Origin of the sequence: Myxococcus sp. AM009, from assembly GCF_013372605.1 — a bacterium.
Classification (GTDB): Bacteria; Myxococcota; Myxococcia; order Myxococcales; family Myxococcaceae; genus Myxococcus; species Myxococcus vastator.
On record NZ_JABXEP010000008.1, the window covers coordinates 20,126 to 41,144 of the forward strand.

Here is a 21,019-nt window from a genome sequence, read left to right on the forward strand (position 1 = left end):
GCCGCGTCTTACCGCGCCTCACTCCCGCAGCAGTAGCCCCCCATCCAGCACCAATTCGGTACCGGAAATCCACGTCGCGCCCAGCAGGTAGCGCACCGCCTCGGCCACGTCCTCGGGGCGCCCCAGCCGTCCGAGTGGATGCAGCGCCCGCAGCCCCGCGAGCTGGGCCTCCTGCCGCCGCGCGTACTCGGGCTCGGACAGCGGCCCCTCGCCAGGCGCCAGGCGCACCTCGCGCACCATGTCCGTCTCCACCACGCCCGGCAGCACCGCGCTGGCCCGCACGCCTCGCGCCGCGCCCGCCAACGCCAGCACCTTCATCACCTGAAGGAGCCCCGCCTTCGCCGCGCTGTACACCGCACTGGTGACGACGGGCCGCGTGGCCAGCGTGGACGCGATGAACACCTGCGCTCCACCCTCCTCCAACACCTCCAGCGCCTGCTCTCCCAGCCGCAGCGGCGCGATGAGATTCACCTCGAGCTGCGCGCGCAGCGCGTCCTCGCCGATGTGGCCCGGCGGCTGGTGCACCACCTGCCCCGCGCTGTGGACGAAGCCGTCCAGCCCCCCCAGCAGTCCTGCGGCACGGCGCAGCAGCCCCTCGCGGGCTTCCGACGAGGCCAAATCACACGGCAGCGCGAAGGCCTGTCCCGGCCACGCCCGCGTCAGCGACTCCAGCACCTCCGCGCGCCGGCCCGACACCACCACCTGGCCCCCCGCGCGAAGCAGGGCCTCCGCCACCGCGCGGCCAATGCCTGTCCCGCCGCCCGTGACGAGCACCTTGCGCGTGCCCACCTCACTCACGGCTGGTGCTCCGCGGGAGAGCCCGGCGCCGCGGGCTCATCCAGCGGGTAATAGGAGTGGCCGGTGATGGGCAGCAGCCCCTCCGGCGGCGGCTCGGTCTCCACCTCGTCCGACGGGATGAAGCCCGGCCTGTCCACACAGAGCACCGTCTGCTCCGTGGATGATGGATTGTCGTAGCGGTGCAGGAAGCCGCGCGGCCAGTTGAAGGCCATGCCCCGGACCACCGGCTTGAACTGGAGCAGCAGCCCCGAGCCCAGCACCAGCTCGCTCTCCTCCATCTGCTGGTGCACGTGCGTGGGGATGCAGCCTCCCGGCTTCACCCGCAGCCGGTAGACGCCATAGCCCGCGCCCTCGTGGATGATGTCCACGCGGCCAAAGCCCTTCTCCTCCCGGCCGTACACCATCTCCGCGGCCGTGCGGTGAATCTGGAGCGACGGCACCGCCAGCCCCCCCAGCGCCAGCGGCTTCGTCACCCGCACCGTGGCCGCGTGGACCTGCGCGCGCGGGACATCGTCGGTGGGCGGCGCCAGCACGTAGCGGCACACCGTCTCGACGGCGGACTCCAGCAGCTCGAAGCGACAGGCCTCTAGAAGGAAGCGCAGCTCCCCCGCGAGCCGGCCGTAGTTCACCGTGTGCGCCAGCCTGCCGCCCACCGCGGCGGCGCGGGTGTCCAGGAACAGGGCCACGTCCAGCCGCAGCGGCTGGGCCGCGAGGCGCTCCCGGTTGAAGATGCCCACGATGCAGTCCACCGTGAGTCCCCGCATCTCGATGACGTCCAGCGGCCGGCCGTCCGGCGTCGTGACGACGGGAGGGTGGAATGCGTGCTCCGCGCTCATAGCTGTGCGCTCCTGCCGCCATCGACGGCGATGACCTGCCCGGTGATGTACGGCGCCTCGCGGGCGAGGAAGACGACGGTGCGGGCGATGTCCTCGACGGTGCCCTCGCGCCCCATGGGGATGCGGCGCAGCACCGCGTCGCGGGCCTCGGCGTCGAAGTCCTCGGGGAAGGCCACCGTGCCGGGTGACACGGCGTTGACGCGGATGTGCGGGGCCAGCTCCACCGCCAGCGCGCGGGTGAGCATGATGAGGCCCGCCTTGCTCACCGAATAGTGCGCGTAGTGGCTCACCGGCCGCTCCCCACCGACGTCGGTGAGGTGCACCACCAACGGGTCCTTGCCAGCGCGCAGCGCGGGGAGCAGGGCCTGGGTGAGGAAGAAGGGCGCGTCCAGGTTCACCGCCATCATGGCGCGGTACTGGTCACGGGAGATGGCGGCGAAGTCGGTGCGCTCGAAGAGGCCCGCGTTGTGGACCACCACGTCCAGCGCGGGCCACGCATCACGCACTTGCGCGGCCAGGGAGTCCACGGCCTCCGGGCGGCTCAGGTCGGCGGCGTGCAGGGTGACGCGGCGGCCGAGGCCTCGGAGTTCATCCGCCAGTGTTTCCAGCGGCTCAAGGGAGCGGTTCGCATGGAGCGCCAGGTCATAGCCCGCGCACCCAAGCGCCCGAGCCACCGCGCCGCCGATGCGGATACCAGCCCCGGTGATGAATGCGGTCGCCATGCGGCGCATTCACTAACAGGCCCTGCGAGGAAAGGCACTGCGGACCTGCTGCCGCGAAGCGCGCCGGGCTACCCCCGTATCCCGGCGCGCCCGCGGCGCGGTCCCCCGATACTCGAAGCGTCTAGCGGCGGCCGGCGCTGGCCATGTGCACCCGGCCCGGCGCGTAGGCCACCCACACCCACTCCTGGACCGGCTCGTAGCGGGCCGGCACCCAGCGCTGCTCGTAGAAGCCACCGGTGCACCGGGTCACCCGCGAGCGGCGGTTGTTGCGCTCGCGGCACACCTGGGGGACCCACACGCGCTCGTTGCGGCCCTGCACCCAGCGGTTCACCGTCTGCAGTTCGTAGCGGCCCCGAGCGTGCGGCGGCGGCAGCGGCGCCGGCCCCGGGTGGCGGCGGACGTCGACGTGGACACCGAAGTTGCCGCCGCGGCCGTCATGCCGGTGCTGCTGGGAGAACCGCGACTTCTCGTGGTCGTCCTTCGCATGCGCGGCCGTGGAGCCGAGGAACATCATTCCGAAAGCCAGCACCGCGAGACCCGTCTTGAGCGCCATTGTCGTCCTCCTCCGTCGTCCTGCTTGAACCTTCTGACGGGGCACCCGGCGGAACATTCAATGCCCGATACCAGCCGCATTTTCAGAGGGAGGGGCCGGTGTGGGTGCGATACACCCCCAGACACCATGTTCCACCGCAAGGGCCCCACCCTCCGGGAGCTGGCCGCGCAGGCCCTCACGTCCATCGAGCACGGCTACGACCTGCTCGCGCCCAAGTTCGAGTACACGCCCTTTCGAACGCCAGATGCGGTGCTCGAGGCCGCCATGGCCCAGCTGGGCGCGCCCGGCAGCGTCGGCAGCGCGCTGGACGTGTGCTGCGGCACCGGCGCGGCCATGCGCTTCTTGCGCCCGCTCGCGCGGGAGCGCGTGGTGGGCTTCGACCTCAGCCAGGGCATGCTCGACGAGGCCCGCCTGCAGCTCGCGCGGGCGCCGGGCACCGCTGCGTTGGAGTTCATCCAGGGCGACGCGCTGGCGCTTCCCTTCGACGGCGTGTTCGACGTCGTCACCAGCTTCGGCGCCTTCGGGCACATCCTCGAAGAGGACGAGCCCAGGCTCGTGCGTGGCATCGCCCGCGCGCTGCGTCCCGGAGGCCGCTTCCTCTTCGTCACCGCGCACCCGCCGTCGAAGCTCCGCCCGGGCTACTGGATGGCCAAGGGCTTCAACGCCGCCATGCGCGCGCGCAACGCGCTGTGGAAGCCGCCCTTCGTCATGTACTACCTGACGTTCCTGGTGCCCCGGGCCCGCGCGCTGCTCGAAGCGGAGGGCTTCACCGTCGAGGTGCGCGACGGCCTGATGCCAGAGCCCTTCTCCGTGCTGAGCACCGTCATCGCCACCAAACGCTGAATCGGCCGTTAAGCTGCGCCCCCCTTCCACTCTCTCGCGAGGATGAAGCCATGACAGGACAGACGCAGCTCACCGGCAAGCAGGGCCAGTCACTGGCGGGCTATCTGAGTGAAGCCCCGAAGGGCGACGCGCCCGGAGCGGTGGTGCTCATCCACGAGTACTGGGGCCTCAACGGGCACACGCGCGACGTGGCGGACCGGCTGGCGCGCGAAGGGTTCACCGTCTTCGCGGTGGACCTCTACGAAGGCCGCGTGACGAAGGACGCCAACGAGGCGAATGCGATGCTGAAGTCCCTGGACTGGGGCAAGGCCACGGCGGACCTGCGCGCCGCGGTGGAGGCGCTGCGCGCGCGAAAGCCCGGGACCAAGGTGGCCATCATGGGCTTCTGCATGGGCGGCGCGCTGACGTTGCTGGCCGCCGCGAATGAGCCGGGGCTCGACGCCGCCGTGCCCTTCTACGGCATTCCACCGGAGGAGGCAGCGGACGTGTCGCGCATCCGCGCGCCCGTGCTGGGGCACTTCGCGACGAATGACGACTGGTGCTCGCCGGAGCGGGTGGACGCGCTGGAGAAGAAGCTGAAGAGCGGCGGCGTCCCCGTGGAGCTTCACCGCTACGACGCCCAGCACGCCTTCTTCAATGACACGCGTCCGGAGGTCTACTCACCGGACAACGCCGCGAAGGCGTGGCAGCGCACCGTGGACTTCCTCCACGCGAAGCTCGGCTGAGCCTCGCGCGGAAGGAGGGAACGGACTCAGTTGCCGGCTTCAGGCGCCGCGGCGGGAGCCTCCGTCGCCGGCGTCTCCGGCACGGCGGGAGCCTCGGGAGCGACAGGGGCCGCGGGAGCAGCAGGGGCCGCGGGAGCGACAGGGGCCGCGGGAGCAGCAGGGGCCTCCGGCGCCTCGGGCGCGGCGGCATCCACCGCCGGTACCACCTGCAGGCGGTAGCCCTGAACGCCCTTGGGCAGCACCACCTCCACCAGCGGGTTCTCCTTCAGGAGCTCCGGCGTCACGTCGAAGGACACCCGGCCCTCCTCGTCCGTGACGTAGGACTCGCGCGAACGGTAGTCCTCGCCCCAGAGCACCTTGGCGCCCTTCACGGGCTGGTTGGTGTCCGAGTCCAGGACGATGAGGTCCACCGGGGTACCGGCCGTCACCGAGGAGCCCGCGGGCTGGACGACGTCGCGATAGAACGGACGCTGCACGACGCAGGCGGCCAGCAGGGAGGAAGAGGCAAGGGCGAGGGTCAGCAGTTTGCGGCGAAAGCTCATGGGAAATTCCGTACGGGCAGGGATGGGGGTGCAGCCGGGCGCGGCAGCATAGCCGGAGGCCACCGTCCGCCAAGTCCGGCGCGCATCTTCGGCTCCCCCTGGCTCCGGTATCCAGGGACTCCGCGAGTATTCCGGAGGGGGGGGATTCCAGCGCCCGGCAGGTGGCCCGCCCCTCGATGCGGCCAGCGGCCCTTCCGCATCCCCGCTGGCGTCACAACCTCATGACCATCAGGCACACGTTGATTCGCCCCCGAGGAAGGGAGCCAGACATGCCCGAGCGCATCCTGACACAGGACCCGGAGAAGGCCCTCGCCGGTCCCAAGCCGCGCTACGAATACATCTACCGGGAGATACCGGCGGACCTGACCTTCAAGCCAGACACCATCAATCCGGTCCACAACCGGTTCATCGTGAGCACGCTGGTGATGGCGCTCACCAGCCTGGCCCTGTTCTTCCTGCCCCTGTTCAACGGGCTCATGGCCGGCACCTTCGGCGGCTTCCACGCGCGCAGGCTGCCGCGCGCGCTCGGCGCGGCCGCCCTCTCCGCCGTCGCGGTGCCCACCGCCCTCGCCTTCTTGATCTTCATCGGTATGGCGACCCAGAGCCACCTCTTCTATGGCCTGGGCTTCTGGGGGTACACGGCGCTCTACGTCATCGGACTCTTCATCGGCGCGGTGACGGGGGCCATCAGCCACCCGTTCTGGACGCGCTACAGCATCGGCGAGCCCGCCTCCGTCAGCGCACCTCGAACCCGAGCGCCAGACGCCGCTCCGCCGAGCCGGCCAACCACGTAGAAGGCGACAGGGCTTCCCAGTGGGGCGTGGGCGCAATCGCCCCCTCCCACCGGACCTGCGCGCGGGGCGTGAGGAGCACGCCGAAGGGCCCCGCGCGGCCCAACCACACCTCCAATTGAAGCGCCGCGCCCGCCTCATGGGTGAAGTGTGTGTCCCCCACCCGCCAGGTGGGCGCGTAGGCCGCCTCCAGCCGCACCGCGTTGGCGCCCGAGCCGAACAGCCCCATCCGATGCGCCAGGGACAGGCGCGGCCCCGCGGCCGGCGTCAGCCCCTCCCGGTTCCAGTGCACCGCGGCCAGGCCGCCCACGCCCACCGTGGTGAAGCGAGAGAAGCGCGCGTCCTCGTCCAGCACCATCAACGCCTCCGCCTGCACCGATGCGCGATAGCGCAGCAGGCGCGCGTCGCTCGACGCCACGCGGGCCTCGGCACCCCAGCCGAGCGAATCCCAGACGGAGTCACGGAACTGGGGGAGCTCGCGCAGCAGCGTGCGGTAGCCCAACAGCGTCAGGTCCGAGGCCACCACCTTCGGCAGCCCCCACCGCGGGAGGAGGAACAGCTCGCCATCGAGCACCCGCAGCTCACTGCTCGGCTGGAAGCCGTGGAGCCGCGCATCGCCCAGGGCCTCGGCCATGCCCGCCGTGCGCAGCCCCACCAGGGGCCGGGCCGCGGCCCCTTCGGGAAAGTCCACGCCCAGGGCCACCATCATCCGCCCCGCCCCGGACTCCCTCAGCGCGCCTTCCGCCCACGCCGCCTCCGCCGCCACCTTGCGGCGCCGGTCCTCGTGCAGGAAGGCCACCGGGTCCACGGTCGCCAGCACGCCATCATTGAGCGTGCCCTGCACCTCCGTGGCCCGGTGGAAGGTGGCCTCGGTGCGCTCGGCCCACACCAGCGTCCGCAGCTCCTCGGGCGTGGGTGGACGGCGCTCCGCGGAGGCCAGCGCGTCCTTCAGCAGGGTGACGCGGTCCAGCACCGCGAGCCGCCGCTGGAGCGCGTCCTCGGTCTCGAAGACGCGCTGGCGCTCGGCGATACCGGCCCGCGCGGAGCCCGCCACCGGCACCTTCACCGCGAGCAGCCGCTCGCGCTCGATACGCAGCCGCTCGCCGTCGGCCCGGTCCACCGCGGCACGATCCACCCGCACCGCGTGCGCCACGAAGGCATGCAGGTGCGCGCGGACCGTGTCGCGAGACGCCGTCTTCGCCGAGTGCATCAGCGCGGCCACCACGCCGGGCAGGTCGTCATAGGCCCGGGCGCGAACCTGTGGCTCCGGCGACGCCAGCCGGGCATGCACGCCCCCAAGACGCGCGAGTTCATCGGCGCCGACATGCCCGGCCAGCGCGTCCAGGGCCTCCTGCTGCGCCGAGTGCGCGCGCACCGCGCGGTCCCCCGTGGACTCGAACGCATCCGGGATGTGCTCCAGGAGGGAGGACGTCTCGCCCCCTGGTCCCTCCACCTGCACCCGGGCCAGGGTGTCCAGCGTCGCGGTGGGCAGGACCCAGAGCGTGCCGGGAGGACGAAGCTGCCGCCCGCCCTCCAGCGCGCCGTTGAGCAGGAAGACGAGCGCGCTCGCGCAGTTGTCCGTGAAGAAGTAGTAGCCCATGTACCCACGGCGCTCGAGCTCCCACACCCGCTCCAGCATCCGCGCGTCCTCGCCGGGCTTCAGGCGCAGGCGGAAGCGGCGGATGGAGCGCTGCTCCAGCTCCAGCGCCTCGTGGGACAGGTCGCCCATCGTCCCCGTGAGGAAGACGGTGTCGTAGGCCCCCGTCATTCCCTTCACCACGTAGCCCAGGCCCTTGGACTCCATGCCGGTCAGCGCCACCAGCTGAACCACCCGCTCGAAGGTGGGCCCGCGTGGCACCTCGCCCTCGCGCCACACGGGGCGCAGCAGCAGGTGTCCGAAGAGGGACTCCGGCTGGCGGCCGGTGGAGGCCACCAGCAGCACCTCGAAGTGCGACAGGGACTCCAGCTCCGCCCAGGCGTCGAAGGCGGGGCAGTCACCGCGCGGGGGCAGCGTGCCCAGGCCCGACGCCTCCAACTGCTCCGTCAGCGCGCGGGCCTTGGAGAACTCCTGGCAGCGGACGTGGTCATCCACCGGCAGCGCGTCCGCGCGCAGGGACTCCACGGGCACGAGCAGCTCCTCCGCGAACGTCACCCAATCCAACGAGGCGCTGCGCTGGCCCATGGCGCGGCTGAAGGCGCCGGCGTAGCGCAGGCGGACCTCCTCCTTCCACACCAGGGGCCGCTCGAAGGGCTTCAGCCAACCCGACAGCCGGCGCCAGGCCGGGGTGCCGCTCCAGCCCTTCGCGTCATCCCAGCGCTGCATCACCGCGTGCACCACCGCGCGCCGGCGCCACAGCCGCGCTGACTCCGCGTCCGTCAGCCGAGACAGGCGCAGCGTGGCCCGGCGCTCGTCCGACGGGGCGTACTGGTAGAGGTGGAACCGCGCGCGGCCCTCCGTCCAGTCCGGGCGCGCGGGGGAGCCATCGCCCAGGCCCAGCGGCGCGGCCTCCGCGTGCAGCACCAGCTCCAGGGGGCCACCGGGTGGACGCCGCATCGCCGGAGGCAGGGCCGCCAGCCCCGCCTCCACCTCCGTCACCAGGTCCGCGCTGGTCGCGGCGGCGCCCCGCAGCACCACGCCCGCTTGGTTCAGCGCATGGACGCGCGCGGACAGGGCCTCTTCGGCGTGCACCGGCAGCGCGAAGACGAGCGCCAGCAGCCCCAGCCAGCGCATCAGTGCGCCACCGTCGCGGTGCCCTCCAGGGCCGGTGCCGCGAGGAACGCGCGGCGATCTTCCTCCAACCGAGGCTCGGCCCGAGCCAGCTCGCCCACCCGCTCCAGCCACGCGAGCGCGCGGTCCGGAGTGAGGGTGCTCGCCTCGGCCATCTCCAGCAGCTCCTTCCGGTTCGCGCGCAGCACGCGCCCGAAGAGCCCCAGGTGCTCACGGCGGATGCGCGCCGCCGCCGCCAGGTCCTCCACCGTCGGCCCCGCGCCCAGCGCGAGGTCCTCACGGAGCTGGTGCGTGCGCGCCCGCAGGTACACCTGGGCCGCGCGACCCGCCTCTTTCGGAGACACCCCTCGGCGCCGCCGCTCCGCCGCGGCATACGCCTGCCAGATGATGATGCCGAGCCCCACCACCAACGCGGCCACCGTCACCGCGGACGCCACGTCGTTGTTGTTCGACTGGCTGCTGTTGTCGCTGCGGGAGCGCGACGCCTCGCCGTCCGCCTTCTCCGTTCCAGCCGAGCCCTCGCTCGTTCCACCTTCCTCGGAGCTTCGGGAGGCGACCTCCGTGGACTCGTTGTCGCTCGACTCGGAGTGGCTCGCGCCTTCCTCGCTGGAGCCGCTCGACTCGGAGTGACTGGAGCCCTCTTCGCTGGAACCGCTCGACTCCGACTGGCTGGAGCCTTCCTCACCACTGGAGCCACTCGACTCCGACTGGCTGGAGCCCTCCTCACCACTGGAGCCACTCGACTCCGACTGGCTGGAGTCGCCCGAGCCCTCCGACGACGCACCCGAGTCCGACTGGCTCGATTCACCCGAGCCCTCGGACGATGCGCCGGAGTCGGAGCCCTCGGACGAAGCGCCGGAGTTGGAGCCCTCGGACGAAGCGCCGGAGTCGGAGCCCTCCGAAGCGCTCATGCCGCCCCCGGGCCCCAACGCAGCGGGCGCCCTGCAACCGGAGACGGTCATCACCACCGCCATGCACAACGCGCGCTTCACGGACTTCTTCGTCGTCATTGAACGCATTTCCAGGTGTCCATCCGTTCTCCACGTGGGCCGGCCGTCGCACGGTGGTACAACCGACTGGCAGCCTAGCCAGCAGCGTGCCGAGCGGAAGAATGGTGCGATTTCGCGCCTTTGAGCACGACACCATGCGGCATACCGCGAAGCCCACGAACCGAAGGTGCGTTACGCGCTACGCGCCCGGTGAGCACCTTTCCCAGGAACGGCCACGGAGTAAGCCATGACCCTGGGACTCGCGATTCTCGGACTCTTCACGGCGCTGCTATCCATGGCGGCCATCTTCCCCGTCCAGGAGCCGAAGTGGTTCGGCTTTGGCGTCATGGCGGCCGCCTTCTGCGCGCTGGGCGGTGCCTTCAGCGGCCCCCACCTGCGCACCGCCATGCCCTGGGGCGTGGGCTCGGCGCTCTCCATCTGGGCCCTGGTGGGCCTGGGAACGGGCGCCGTCAGCGCCTGGCTGGGCTGGGCGGCGCTGGCCCTGGGCATGGCCTACCTGGGCCTGGGCATGCTTCATTTCCTGCGCAGGGTGGTGCCCGCCGGGCGGCTGCCTCGCATCCTGCATGCCCCATGAGGTCTGGTGGGCCCACAAAGGCAGCCATCCTCGTGGGTTGGCGTGCGGGCGACAGGCGTGAGGGAAAGGAGCGGCGCACCGGGCACCCGAAACCGAGCGCCCGGCGCGCGCTCACAGTCCACCGCGGCGGCCCTCCCCCCCGGGGGCCGACATGAGAGTGTTCCGCCACTGCCCCGTGTCCGGCTATGGGGGAAATCCCCGGGTCAGAAAAACCCAGAACATCTGAAAGCCAGGAAGTTTCTGTCGGGACAATTCTGGACGTTCGAGATGTGCGTGAAGGGTGACCAAGTACTGGGCGCAATCCCTGACGGGCGTATACTTCACACACCGTGATTCGTTTGAATTCCGAGGAGCAAGGCCTGCTGACGGACCTTGAGGCAATGCTCGTGGAGGCCGAGCCCGGGACGGAATCCCTACCCCCGGTGCTAGGTGCTTTACGAGAGGCTTTGCGGGCCGAACGCGCCGTGGCCTATGGCGTGGACGTGGGCCCCGAGCGCTACCACGCGAGCTACTCCTATTGCGCGGGCTTCCCACTCCCTACCGCGACAGTGAATGCGGCCATCGAAAGCCAGGTGTCTGCCTGGGGAGACCCTTGGGGTTGGTTCAATCCCGCCCGGCCCGAGCCCGCGCAGCGCAACCGCGCGCTGCACTTCCGCTCGCTGACGGAGACCGAGGCGGCCCGCCAGCTGCCGCTGCATGACTTGTCGGCCAGCGAGGTGGGGCGCCGGCTGGGCATGAGCGAGGAGTCGCTGGAGAGCACCCGGGAGCGCATCAGCGTCCGCTCCGCGGCGATGTTCCGGCAGCTCGGCGTGGAGAACATGCAATGGCTGCGCACGCTCGTCTGTGATGGGCCGGTGCTCCTGGGCTGGGTGGGCCTGGCCCGCGCCGAGCCCTTCACCGAGCGCGAGCAGCGCCTGCTCCAGGCCCTGACGCCCGCGCTCCAGCGGCGGCTGACCATGGAGACGCGGCTGCGCGAGTCGGGCCTGATGTCCTCGGCGCTCCAGGTCGCCATGGAAGCGCTGGGGCGCGCCGCCTGGGTCGTCAGCTCCAGCGGCCGCGTGGTGCACGCCAACAACGCCGGCCGCGCGCGGCTGGAGCGGCATGACCCGGAGCTGATGGAGTCCCTGCGCCGCGGCGCCCAGGGCATCCCCTGCTCCGGCCCGCTGACCATGACGCCGCTGCTCACCACCGGCCTGCCACCCCACTACCTGGCCATCGACACCGGCACCGCGTCCAGCGCCGCCGCGCGCGTGCAGGCGCTGTCGGCGCGCTGGTCGCTCACCGCGCGCGAGTCCGAGGTGCTGACGCACATCATCCAGGGCGAGACGAACAAGTCCATCGCCGGCCGGCTGGGCTGCGCCGAGCGCACGGTGGAAGTCCACGTCACGCACCTGCTGAGCAAGGCACAGGTGGAGAGCCGCTCGGCGCTCATCGCCCGCTTCTTCCAGAGCTCGTGAGCAAGACGTCATCCATCCAGGCCGCGCTCGCGCGGGCCGCCGAGGCCGCGGCGGAGGCACCACGCTCCGTCCCGGCGGAGGACCAGGTCTGGCGGCGGCGGCTCGTCATGGGGGACCCGCAGGCCGACCTGGACCAGGTCCTGGCCATCCTGGCGCACCACGAGCTGCTGGCCGGCGATGGTTGGCTTCGCTCCGACGTGCAGCTCATCTCGGTGGGCGACCACTTCGACTGGGGCAAGCCCCCTGAGCGCGCGCCCGTCGCCGCCAGTGGGTTGGCGCTGGTGGCGTGGCTGGCCGCCCACCCGGCGAACCAGGCGGTGATGCTGCTGGGCAACCACGACCTGGGACGGGTGGGCGAGCTGGCCGGCTTCTCGGATGCGCGCTTCGCCGAGGCCCAGGCCGAAGCGGACCGCATCTACCAGGGCGGGGAGACGGACGAAGCCGCGGAGCAGGCGTTCCTCGCGCGCTGGCCGCAGGTCCCCTCCGCGGAGCTGGTGGCGCGCGACTTCGGCAACTTCCGCGAGGTGCAGCGCACCTGGGTGGAGCACCTGCTGCGGGTGAAGCGCTTCCGCGTGGCCCACGCCGCGGCCCCCGACCTGCTGGTGCTGCACGCGGGCGTCACGCGGGAGGACCTGGACGTGACGCCCCTGCCTCCCTCCCAGCGAGGGGACGCGAACCAGGTGGCGGCGGCGCTGAACGCGGCCCTGGACGCGGCGGTGGCGGGATGGACTCGAGGCCCGCTCGTCATTCCGGGACTGCACCACCCGGGCAACGCGGCCCAGGGCGAGGGCACGGGCATCTTCTACCAGCGCCCCAGCCTGCTGCCCGAGGACGCGGAGCGGGTGCGCGGCACGCCCCGGCGCCGCTTCGACCCGAGGCGCCTGCCCACGGGCCTGACGCAGGTGGTGGGCCATACGCGCGACAAGCGGAGCCGCGCGATGCTGGGGCTGGCTCCCACCGGTGCCCGCGACGGCGTGCTGCGGCACCTCGTCACGGAGGGAGCGCGCGTGCCCTACGCCCACGGCGCGCCGCCTCCGCCAGCCCCCGGCGCCGCGATGATGGTGTTCACCGACGGCGCCATGCGCGAATGCCAGGCCCCGGACTACGCGCTGTTCGACCTGGACACCCGCGCGGCGGCTACCGCGCCGAGGCCTGAAGGCCGCTGAGCTTCTTCTCCAGCCCGGCCACCATGCGCGGCGACACCTGCGAGGCGGGCAGCGACTTCGCGAAGGTGATGGCCTCCTCCAGCGTCTTCACGGCGGACGCCGTGTCCTCGCGCGCCACGAGGATGTCCGCGCGGCCCGACAGCACCGACAGCCGCCGCGCGCCTTGAACACGCGCCAGGGCACGGTCGCTGGCGGCGAGCGCGTCATCCAGCCGGCCGACGAGCCGGTACAGCGTCGAAAGCCGCGCGGGCGGGTTGTAGTCCTGGGGCAGGTCCTGCTCGCTCTGCTCGAGCGCGGGAATCGCCCGGGCGGGCGTCTCCAGCTTCATGGCCGCGAGCATGCGGTGCGAGTCGAACACCGTGCGCGCCTGGGGATTGGGCGCCTTCGCGGCCTCCGCCTCCAGGAACGCCAGCCACTCCTCCGACAGGGCCTTCACGGCCGCCGTGTCCTTCGCCACCTCGCGCGCCTGCACGCGCACTTCGTACAGGCCGGAGCGGTCATCCGCGGACATCTCGATGGCCGGGGGCCCCAGGGCCTCGGCCACCTTGGCCTCCACGCCGCCGCGCAGCTCCGCCCCCGCCGCGTGGTCCTCTGGCAGCGACAGCACGCAGTACATGCCCAGCAGGGCGCCGTTGGCCCAGGACAGCGAGCGGGGCGTCTTCGGGAGCTCCTCCAGCGCCTTGCGCGCGCACGCCTCGTGCTGCTTCGCGCCGTACATCGCCGTCAGCAGCGACTCCACCGCGCGGCCCCGGCGGGACCAGTCCGCGGGCGCCGCGGCCAGGGCCTCCGCCAGCGTCTCCGCGGCTTCGGCTGAGCGGCCCTCCGCGTAGAGCGCGTCCCCGCGAGCCAGCAGGGCCTGGGCGCCGGTGACGCCGCCCTGGTACGCGCGCTCACCGTCCTCGAAGAGCTTCTCCAACTGCGCCACGGTGGCGCTGCCCGCGAAGCGCAGCAGGGCCTTCTCCTGGCGCGGGTCGATGACGTACAGCGTGGGCCAGAACTCCACCGGATACTTCTCCTGGAACGCCGCGTTCGACGTCAGGTCGGTGTTCACCTCCAGCCACACGAAGCGGCCCGCGTGCCGGGCCAGCGCCGCGTCGGACAGGACGTAGGCCTTCATCGACCGGCACGTGTGACACCAGGGCGCCCAGACGTCGACGAAGAGCGGGAGCCCCTTCGCCTGGGCCTCGGCGAGCGCGCGGGCGTAGTCATCCTCGATGAAGGGCAACGGGCCCTTGGCGTGAGCCGCGCCGGACGCGGGGGCGTTCGTGTTCGCGGCGGTGCAGGCGACGAGCCCCGACAGGAGCAGGCAGGCGGCGAGAAGGCGCATGGAGCCACCCTACCGCGCTCCCCCCGCTCTGTCCCCGGCCGACACCTGGCGGGACAAGTGCCTGGGCACGGGGCGCTCCGCGTGCTGTGGTGCGTGGACTTCTGGTGATGAGAGACCCGTACGCCCTGCGCACCTCCCTCGCGTCCGCCCTGGACGCCCTGCCCGCTCCCGAGCGCTTCCCGGACGCCTCGGACGCCGAGCTCGCGCGCCGTCTGGCCGAGCGCCTGCGCCGCGACCTGCTCCCCCGCCTGGGCTCCGCCGACGCGCCCCTGCTGCTGGTGGCCATCGCCGGCCCCAACAACGTGGGCAAGTCCACGCTCTTCAACGCGCTGGTGGGCGCGGCGCTTTCCCCTGCGAGGCCCGAGGGCGGGCTCACCAAGCAGTGCCTGGCGGCGGCCCACCCGGAGACCTGGACCGGGCCGCTGAAGGACTTCCTGACGCGGCGCTATGACATCGTGCCCGTGGCCGTCGGCGACGCGGCGCCCGTGGACCAGGCGGGGCCTCCGGGCCGGCTGTACCTGACGCTGTCGGACGCGGTGCCGCGCGGGCTGCTCGTCATGGACACGCCGGACTTCGACAGCGTGTACCGCGACAACCGCGAGCGCGCGGAGGCGCTGCTCGTCACCGTGGACGTGCTGGCGTTCGTCGTGAGCCGGCAGACGTACCAGAACGCCGCGCTGGTGGACTTCCTGCGCGCGGCCGTGGGGCACGGGCGGCCCTACCTGCTCGTCTATAACGAGGCCACGCGGGAGGAGGTGGCCCGCGGGCACCTGGACAAGCTCGCCGAGGACGTGGGCCACCCGGCGCTGGCGCGTTACCTGGCGCCGCACCAGCCCGACGTGGAGGCGGGCCTGAAGCCCCTGGCCACGGAGCCGCTGGACGGGAAGCCCGCGCTGGGCGCGCTGCTGGGACAGGCCGAGCACGCGCGCGAGCTGAAGGCCCGGGCGCTGGAGGCCTCGCTCGCGGATGCACGCGCGGAGCTGGAGGCCGTGTCGCGCGCGGCCTCGGAGGCGGCGAGGGAACCCGACCGGCTCCGCAAGCGGCTGCGCCACGAGCTGGACGTGGTGGGGGCGCACGCGGCGCTGAAGGCCGTCCCGGCGGACGTTTTGATTGATGCCTTTCGAGACGAGTTGGACGCGCGCAGCCAGTTCCACAAGTGGGTGCGACTGCCCTTCCGGGGGCTGGCCACGGCGCTCACCTTCGTCACGCGCAAGGTGCGCGAGTCCTTCACCGCGCCCGAGGCTCCGGGCGCGGACACGCCGACCCACGCGGTGGACGAGTCGCTGAAGGACGGGGTGCGGCGGCTGGTGGAGGCCTTCGCTCCGGAAGTGGCCGCGTGGCGCGCGGACGCTCAGACGCGAGCGAAGCTGGAGGAAGCCTTCGGTCCGGTGACGCTGACGAAGCTGGAGGAGCCGCTGGGCTTCGAGCCCCTGCACGCGCACGCGGCGGACCGGGCCACGCTGTATGCGTACTGCCGGGAGCTGGTCTCCGCGGAGCTGCAGGGTGGCATGCGAGAGGAGCTGCTCCAGACACTGACGACGCTGGTGTACTCCGTGCCGTCAGGCGCGGCGGCGGCGGTGACGGTGGCCACGGGCGGCATGGGCCATGACGCGGTGGTGTGGGCGGGCACGCTGCTGTCCACGCCGCTGATGGAGCGCTTCGTGGACCTGCTGGGCGCCCAGGTGCGGGCCCGTGTCACGAAGAAGTGGGCGGAGGCCCACGGCGCCACCCTGTCGAAGGCCCTGGAGGCGCGGTACTTCTCCGACCTCCTGAAGCAGCTCGACGGGCTGGCCAGTGACTGGAACCAGACGGCGACCCGGCTGGATGAGGCCCGGGCAGGCTTGTCCTGACGGGCTGTGCGCCCTGAGTGGACGCGGCGGCGCTGACACCCTGGTGAAGGGACGAGCTTCCGGGCTCGCTGTTACTCCGTCCGTGCGTGCCCGACGGCAATGCGCCATGCTGCGCACCTCATGAACGGCTCGGACCCAGCCGGACTGGGCTCGCCCCCTCTCGTCCTCTCCTTCCGCCACCTGCTGACCGAGGCCGTCAGCGCGTTCCTGGACGAAGCTCGGATGTCGTGCGAGCTGACAGCGGACGCCATTGGCGAGCTCATCGTCACCTTGTCGCGTTATCGCGAGGAGGGCGCTCCGCTGTTTCCCATGGCCTTCGTGGGAGACGACCTGGGGCAGATGCTCGAACACCTGGGCGGACATGACCCGATTGCCATCGGCATCGGGCCGCGTTCGCGGGCCACCATCCAGCGCGCGCTCAAGCAGTGCGCGCCGCTGGGCCAGGGGCGCTGGTGGGCGCTGTACCTGCTGCGCGTCCCGGAGGGCTTCGCCTACGGCGTCTTCCGGACGGACCCCTTCCCTCTCGCGGAGACGCCGCTGGAGCGGCTGCGTCGTGTCGAGGACAGGGGCGCGGGCGTCGTGGGGGTGCTTCAGCTCGCCGACAACATCCTGGAGCTGCGCTCGGGCGGTGGGCTGTGCCGGCATGTGTACCTGTCCGGCGCGAGGGTGGAGTCGGCCTCACCGCCGGAGGTGATGGATGAGCTGGCGGACGTCGTCACGGCCGGCGTCACCACGCACAGTCGCGAGCGTGCGCGCGGGTTCTTCCGCCGGGTGCTCTTCGAGGTGATGCAGGGCTCCCACGGCGCGCTCGTGGCGGTGCTGCCCCGGGAGCGCGCGGGCTCCACGCTGTTCGTGGACGGCATCATCCTGCCTCGTCCGTTGGACATCGTGGCGTTGCTGGAGCGCTACCACGTGGACCCCACCGACAGCTCGGGCACCGCCGTGCGCGCCGCCGCGCAGTTGCTGCGGGGGATGATGGCCACCGATGGCATCACCGTGCTCCGCGCGGATGGCTGCATCGTGGGCTACAACATCTTCGTGCGACATCCGGAGACGCTGGCCAGCCAGCCGTCCGTCGTGGGCGGCGCCCGGCGGCGGACCTTCGAAGTGCTGTGCGCGGCGCTGGGCACGGAGCTCACCGCCGCGTTCATCCGCTCCCAGGATGGGGACGTGAGCTGCAAGCGGGTTTGAGCCGGAGCGACCTGCATTTCGAATTATTCCGGGTAGCAGCGGCGCATTGAATCTCCGCTGTTGAGCGAGCTCAGGAGGACCTGGGACGTCGTAGCGGAAAGCCGCACGTTGCCGGAATTGCGGTTGTGGGAGATATCCCGCATTGTTGCGGGGCTTTGAAATCGCCCGTGTCCCGCATCGCGCGTACCGCGCTCACTGTCCTGGCGGTGTGCCTCGCGGCCTCGACCGCCTGGGGCCAGAAGTTGCCCGATGTCGTCGTCCAAGGGCCCCCCATTGCCCCCGCACTCGCTGGTGATGGGCAGGGCCTGTGCGTGGCGTCCAATGTATGGACGCGTTCGCTGAACGAGTTCCCGCAGACTCGAGGCACCTACCTTGATGCGATCAATGGGTATCTCGAGGAGCCCACCAGCCGGCAGACTCGCGTCACGACCGTGCTACGGACGCAGTTCGACTTGTCGAACAACCTCAACGACGGCCGCACGCTGAGCTACGGCGACTTCGTTGGACAAGAGACCTCGACGGGCTGCTCCACGGGCGGCTGTAGCTTCAACATCATCGCCGACAACGATGCGTTCACTCCCGCCGTATCTCGGTTTCGCGGCTACCTGAATGTCACCGCGGAATTGGCTGGGCAGCCGCTGCACTTCGGTTTCTATGCGGACGATGCCATCAGCATGGTCGTTTATGACCGAAGCCAGTCATACACCGTCATCAACCGGCCGCCACAGCTAGGAGCGCCCACCTGGCGGACGACCAACAGTGTCACGTTCTCCCAACCCGGCATCTACGCCGTGGAGATGCTCTACGCGCAGGTCACGGAGCACGCGGCCCTCGAGATGTCGATGGGAACGGGCGCCTTCACTGACTTCGAGCGCGCCGCGAACCAGCCGCCCGTCGTCAACCTGTTCAGCTCCGGCTTCCAGCTCCTCCGCCCCGCCCAGTTCTTCCAGACGGAGAACGGCCTCCCCTCCTTCGAGGGCCAGCCCGACCGCTGCGAGCAGTGCAACCGCGGCAACGCGAACGCGCCCGGCAACGGAGGCTGCGGCTCCTTCTTCCACTGCAACGCGGCGGCCCTCTGCGCCCCCTGCGACTCCTCGCTCTTCTGCGGCGACTCCTGCTCCCCGTGTGGCGAGTCCACGCCCCACTGCGCCAACATCAACGGGAACACCCAGTGCGTGCAGTGCACCGAGGACGGACAGTGCCCCAACGGCCGCTGCGACCTCGAAACGAACCAGTGCACCGGCTGCAACGAAGACAGCGACTGCGCCACCGGCGCCTGTGACGCCGAGACGTTCACCTGCGTCGAGTGCAACGACGACAGCCAGTGCCCGAGCGGCGAGTTCTGCGCCACCGACCTCCACGAGTGCCGCGAATGCACCCTGGACTCCCACTGCCCTCAAGGCGAGTCCTGCACCAACAACGTGTGCTCGCCCTGCGCCACCGATGATTCGTGCGCCGGCAACTCCTGCAACTGCTGCCCCAACGGCACCCAGTGCACCGCGCTGACGCCCGGTGCCACGCCGACCTGCGTGGAGTGCACCACCAGCAGCCAGTGCGCCGCCGGCCAGCAGTGCGACACCGCCAACGGCCGCTGCGTGGACAGCGTGCCTTCCTGCAACACGGCCGACAGCTGCGGCCCCGGCTGCGTGAAGTGCCCCGGCGAGCGCCCCTACTGCCTCGACGGAGAGGTCTGCGTCCAGTGCCGCAACGACCTGGAGTGCGGCGACGGCCAGTTCTGCCTCAGTGGCGAGTGCGCGTCCTGCACCACGGACCGGCACTGCGGCCCCCGCTGCGGCGCCTGCGGCGGCGACACCCCCTTCTGCCTCTCCAATGGCACCGCGCAGGGCAGCACCTGCGTGGGCTGCACGGATGACGGGGACTGCGGCAGCGGCGTGTGCAACCCCACCACGCGCACGTGTGAGAACTCGGGCGCGTGCGCGGTGACGTGCGAGCCGGGAACGGTCTGTGATGGCACCTCCTGCGTGGAGTGCTTCGCGGATGCCCACTGCCCCTGCGGCGGCACCTGCGACGTCGCGACGAACACCTGCTCCACCGCCTGCTCCGACAGCGGAGACTGCCTCGGCGTGGAGCACTGCTCCGCGAAGACGATGGAGTGCGAGCGAGGCCGCCGCAAGCCGGGCACCGAGCCTCAAGGCGGCGCCTTCTGCTGCGGCACCACCGCCGACGCCACGCCCGCCGGGAGCACCACCTTCCTGCTGCTGCTCGCCGCGGGCCTCATGCTCCTCCGCCCCCGACGCACGACGCGATGAAGCCCTCCCACCTGCTCCTCCTCGTGGCGCTGGGGTTGTCCACCGCCGCCACCGCCCAGCCGGATGCGCGCTTCAACGTGCAGCTCTTCCGTCCGTCCGGCGCGCCCCAGGACCTGGTGGTGGTGCAGCAGTCGCGTCCGCTGTCACACCTGTCCGTCTCCGCCGGTCCGTACCTCAGCTACTCGCTCAACCCCCTGTCGCTGGTTCCCGAAGGCGGCGACCTGAGCAAAATCAACCTGGTCGGCAACCGCCTCCAGTTGGACGTCATGGCCACCGTCGGCCTCTTCGACTGGGCCGAAATCGGCGTGGACATGCCGCTCATCCTGGCCCAGGGCGGCGACAACCTGGAGGTCATCGGCACCGAGGGGAGCGTGGAGAGCTTCGTCTTCGGCGACCTCCGGCTTTCGGGCAAGGTGGCCATCCCCGGCCTGCGCCGGCCCGCCGAGGGCAAGGGCTGGGGCGGCGCGGTGACGCTCAACGTGAGCTTCCCCACCGGCGCCCAGGAAGCGTTCGCCGGAGACGGCGAGCTGACGTGGGCCCCCGGACTGGTGCTGGACTACCGCTTCGAGAACGGCATCCTCCTGGCGCTCAACGGCGGCTTCTGGCAGCGCCCGGACCGCGTCTTCAGCGGCGTCTCCGTGGGCGACATGATGCCCTTCGGCGTCGGCGCGGAGGTCCCCATCCTTCGCGGCAGCGGCGTCACCGCCGTGGGCATGGTGCACGGCGCGGTGGGGTTGCAGAAGCAGCCCGATGAGCCCCGGCAGGTCCCCGCGGAGGCGCTCTTCGGCCTGCGCTGGTACAGCTCCACCGGCCTCACCTTCACGTTCGGCGGCGGCATGGGCTGCGGTTGCTCCATCGCCTCGCCCACGCTGAGCTTCTTCACCTCCATCCTGTGGATTCCGGCGAAGACGCGCGAGTGGGAGGCGCTGGAGCGCTTCAAGGAGCCGCCCGAGCCGCTGCCGCCGCCCGTCGACCCGGATGGCGACGGCGTGATTGGCGAGTCGGACGCGTGCCCCGACGTGGCCGGCCCCGTGGCCAACATGGGCTGCCCGGACACGGACAAGGACGGTGACGGCGTGGTCGACCGGCTCGACCGCTGCCCGGACCAGCCCGCCGGCAGCCGCGGCAAGGACGGGTGCCCGCTGGCCCGCCGCGACGGCAATCGGATTGTCATCCTGGAGCAGCTCAACTTCGCCACCGACCAGGACATCATCCTCTCCGAGTCCTTCCCCATCCTGGAGGAGGTCGCGCGGGTGATGAACGAGAGCCCGGAGATTGACCGGATGCACGTGGAGGGTCACACCGACTCGCGCGCCAGCGATGCGTACAACCTGGACCTGTCGCGCCGCCGCGCGGCCAGCGTCATGCGCTTCCTGGTGGAGAGCGGCGTGGCGGCGGAGCGACTGTGCTCGCAGGGCTTCGGCCGCTCGCGGCCAGTCGCGGACAACGCGACGGAAGAAGGCATGGCGCTCAACCGCCGCGTCGACTTCACCATCCAGCCGCCGAGCGACGGCCCGCGCCCCCCCTGCCCGGAGGACGCGGAAGCCAAGAAGCGCAAGCGCCCCACCAAGAAGGCCACGCCCAAGGCGAAGCTGAAGTCGAAGGCTCCCGCGGCGGCGCCGAAGCCGTGACTCGC

18 protein-coding genes are annotated in these 21,019 nt (G+C 71.5%); 10 read left to right on the forward strand and 8 right to left on the reverse strand.

The window, feature by feature from the left end; translation table 11 throughout:
* Positions 1-18: 18 nt before the first annotated feature.
* The 4 genes from HV824_RS03635 to HV824_RS03650 all read right to left on the reverse strand — a co-directional run bounded on the left by HV824_RS03635 (position 19) and on the right by HV824_RS03650 (position 2,909).
* Complete coding sequence (locus HV824_RS03635) at positions 19-798, reverse strand: SDR family oxidoreductase (RefSeq protein ID WP_176422662.1); 780 nt, start codon at positions 796-798, stop codon at positions 19-21.
* A complete protein-coding gene (locus HV824_RS03640) occupies positions 795-1,634 on the reverse strand; it encodes a dihydroneopterin aldolase (protein ID WP_176422663.1) in 840 nt (279 codons plus the stop codon). Before HV824_RS03640 ends, HV824_RS03635 begins: the two co-directional genes overlap by 4 nt.
* Positions 1,631-2,356 carry an SDR family oxidoreductase gene (locus tag HV824_RS03645; protein WP_176422664.1) on the reverse strand — a complete coding sequence of 242 codons (726 nt, stop codon included), beginning with the start codon at positions 2,354-2,356 and terminating at the stop codon, positions 1,631-1,633. The genes HV824_RS03640 and HV824_RS03645 overlap by 4 nt, the downstream gene beginning before the upstream one ends.
* Before the next feature lie 121 nt (positions 2,357-2,477).
* Complete coding sequence (locus tag HV824_RS03650) at positions 2,478-2,909, reverse strand: hypothetical protein (protein ID WP_255207736.1); 432 nt, start codon at positions 2,907-2,909, stop codon at positions 2,478-2,480.
* Positions 2,910-3,035: 126 nt separating this feature from the next.
* Between HV824_RS03650 and HV824_RS03655 the strand changes: the two genes are divergently transcribed.
* Together HV824_RS03655 and HV824_RS03660 are read left to right on the forward strand one after the other, a co-directional pair.
* Positions 3,036-3,752 carry a class I SAM-dependent methyltransferase gene (locus HV824_RS03655; protein WP_176422665.1) on the forward strand — a complete coding sequence of 239 codons (717 nt, stop codon included), beginning with the start codon at positions 3,036-3,038 and terminating at the stop codon, positions 3,750-3,752.
* Positions 3,753-3,802: 50 nt separating this feature from the next.
* Positions 3,803-4,477 carry a dienelactone hydrolase family protein gene (locus HV824_RS03660; RefSeq protein ID WP_176415842.1) on the forward strand — a complete coding sequence of 225 codons (675 nt, stop codon included), beginning with the start codon at positions 3,803-3,805 and terminating at the stop codon, positions 4,475-4,477.
* Positions 4,478-4,503: 26 nt separating this feature from the next.
* Here HV824_RS03660 and HV824_RS36855 read toward each other — a convergent pair whose 3' ends face one another.
* Positions 4,504-5,019: a hypothetical protein gene (locus HV824_RS36855; protein WP_217917065.1), complete on the reverse strand. Its 516-nt coding sequence runs from the start codon at positions 5,017-5,019 to the stop codon at positions 4,504-4,506.
* A gap of 269 nt (positions 5,020-5,288) precedes the next feature.
* Between HV824_RS36855 and HV824_RS03670 the strand changes: the two genes are divergently transcribed.
* Positions 5,289-5,813, forward strand: a complete 525-nt coding sequence (locus HV824_RS03670) for a hypothetical protein (RefSeq protein WP_176415844.1) — start codon at positions 5,289-5,291, stop codon at positions 5,811-5,813.
* On the opposite strand, the gene HV824_RS03675 is transcribed toward HV824_RS03670, so the two are convergent.
* The gene (locus HV824_RS03675) at positions 5,755-8,541 is read right to left on the reverse strand and encodes a DUF4105 domain-containing protein (RefSeq protein WP_176422667.1); all 2,787 of its coding nucleotides are present in this window, start codon (positions 8,539-8,541) and stop codon (positions 5,755-5,757) included. The genes HV824_RS03670 and HV824_RS03675 overlap by 59 nt on opposite strands.
* Positions 8,541-9,548, reverse strand: coding sequence for a hypothetical protein (locus HV824_RS03680; protein ID WP_255207737.1), 1,008 nt, complete (start codon positions 9,546-9,548; stop codon positions 8,541-8,543). The genes HV824_RS03675 and HV824_RS03680 overlap by 1 nt, the downstream gene beginning before the upstream one ends.
* Before the next feature lie 226 nt (positions 9,549-9,774).
* Here HV824_RS03680 and HV824_RS03685 point away from each other — a divergent pair, with 226 nt between their 5' ends.
* From HV824_RS03685 to HV824_RS03695, 3 genes are all read left to right on the forward strand, one after another.
* Positions 9,775-10,122: a hypothetical protein gene (locus tag HV824_RS03685; RefSeq protein ID WP_176409076.1), complete on the forward strand. Its 348-nt coding sequence runs from the start codon at positions 9,775-9,777 to the stop codon at positions 10,120-10,122.
* 446 nt (positions 10,123-10,568) lie between these two features.
* Entirely contained in the window at positions 10,569-11,579 is a 1,011-nt protein-coding gene (locus HV824_RS03690) for a helix-turn-helix transcriptional regulator (protein WP_255207738.1), read from the forward strand.
* Entirely contained in the window at positions 11,576-12,745 is a 1,170-nt protein-coding gene (locus HV824_RS03695) for a metallophosphoesterase (RefSeq protein ID WP_176422669.1), read from the forward strand. The genes HV824_RS03690 and HV824_RS03695 overlap by 4 nt, the downstream gene beginning before the upstream one ends.
* Here the strand turns inward: HV824_RS03695 and HV824_RS03700 are convergent.
* Positions 12,717-14,072, reverse strand: a complete 1,356-nt coding sequence (locus HV824_RS03700) for a thioredoxin family protein (RefSeq protein ID WP_176422670.1) — start codon at positions 14,070-14,072, stop codon at positions 12,717-12,719. The genes HV824_RS03695 and HV824_RS03700 overlap by 29 nt on opposite strands.
* 107 nt (positions 14,073-14,179) lie before the next feature.
* Here HV824_RS03700 and HV824_RS03705 point away from each other — a divergent pair, with 107 nt between their 5' ends.
* The 4 genes from HV824_RS03705 (at position 14,180) to traB (ending at position 21,014) form a co-directional block, all read left to right on the forward strand.
* Positions 14,180-15,922 carry a GTPase domain-containing protein gene (locus HV824_RS03705; protein ID WP_176422671.1) on the forward strand — a complete coding sequence of 581 codons (1,743 nt, stop codon included), beginning with the start codon at positions 14,180-14,182 and terminating at the stop codon, positions 15,920-15,922.
* 120 nt (positions 15,923-16,042) lie between these two features.
* Entirely contained in the window at positions 16,043-17,113 is a 1,071-nt protein-coding gene (locus HV824_RS03710; protein WP_255207739.1) for a hypothetical protein, read from the forward strand.
* Positions 17,114-17,280: 167 nt separating this feature from the next.
* On the forward strand, positions 17,281-19,383 hold the full coding sequence (traA, locus tag HV824_RS03715; protein WP_368738015.1) for an outer membrane exchange protein TraA: 2,103 nt from the start codon (positions 17,281-17,283) through the stop codon (positions 19,381-19,383).
* Positions 19,380-21,014 carry an outer membrane exchange protein TraB gene (gene traB, locus HV824_RS03720; protein WP_176415859.1) on the forward strand — a complete coding sequence of 545 codons (1,635 nt, stop codon included), beginning with the start codon at positions 19,380-19,382 and terminating at the stop codon, positions 21,012-21,014. The genes traA and traB overlap by 4 nt, the downstream gene beginning before the upstream one ends.
* Positions 21,015-21,019: the final 5 nt, after the last annotated feature.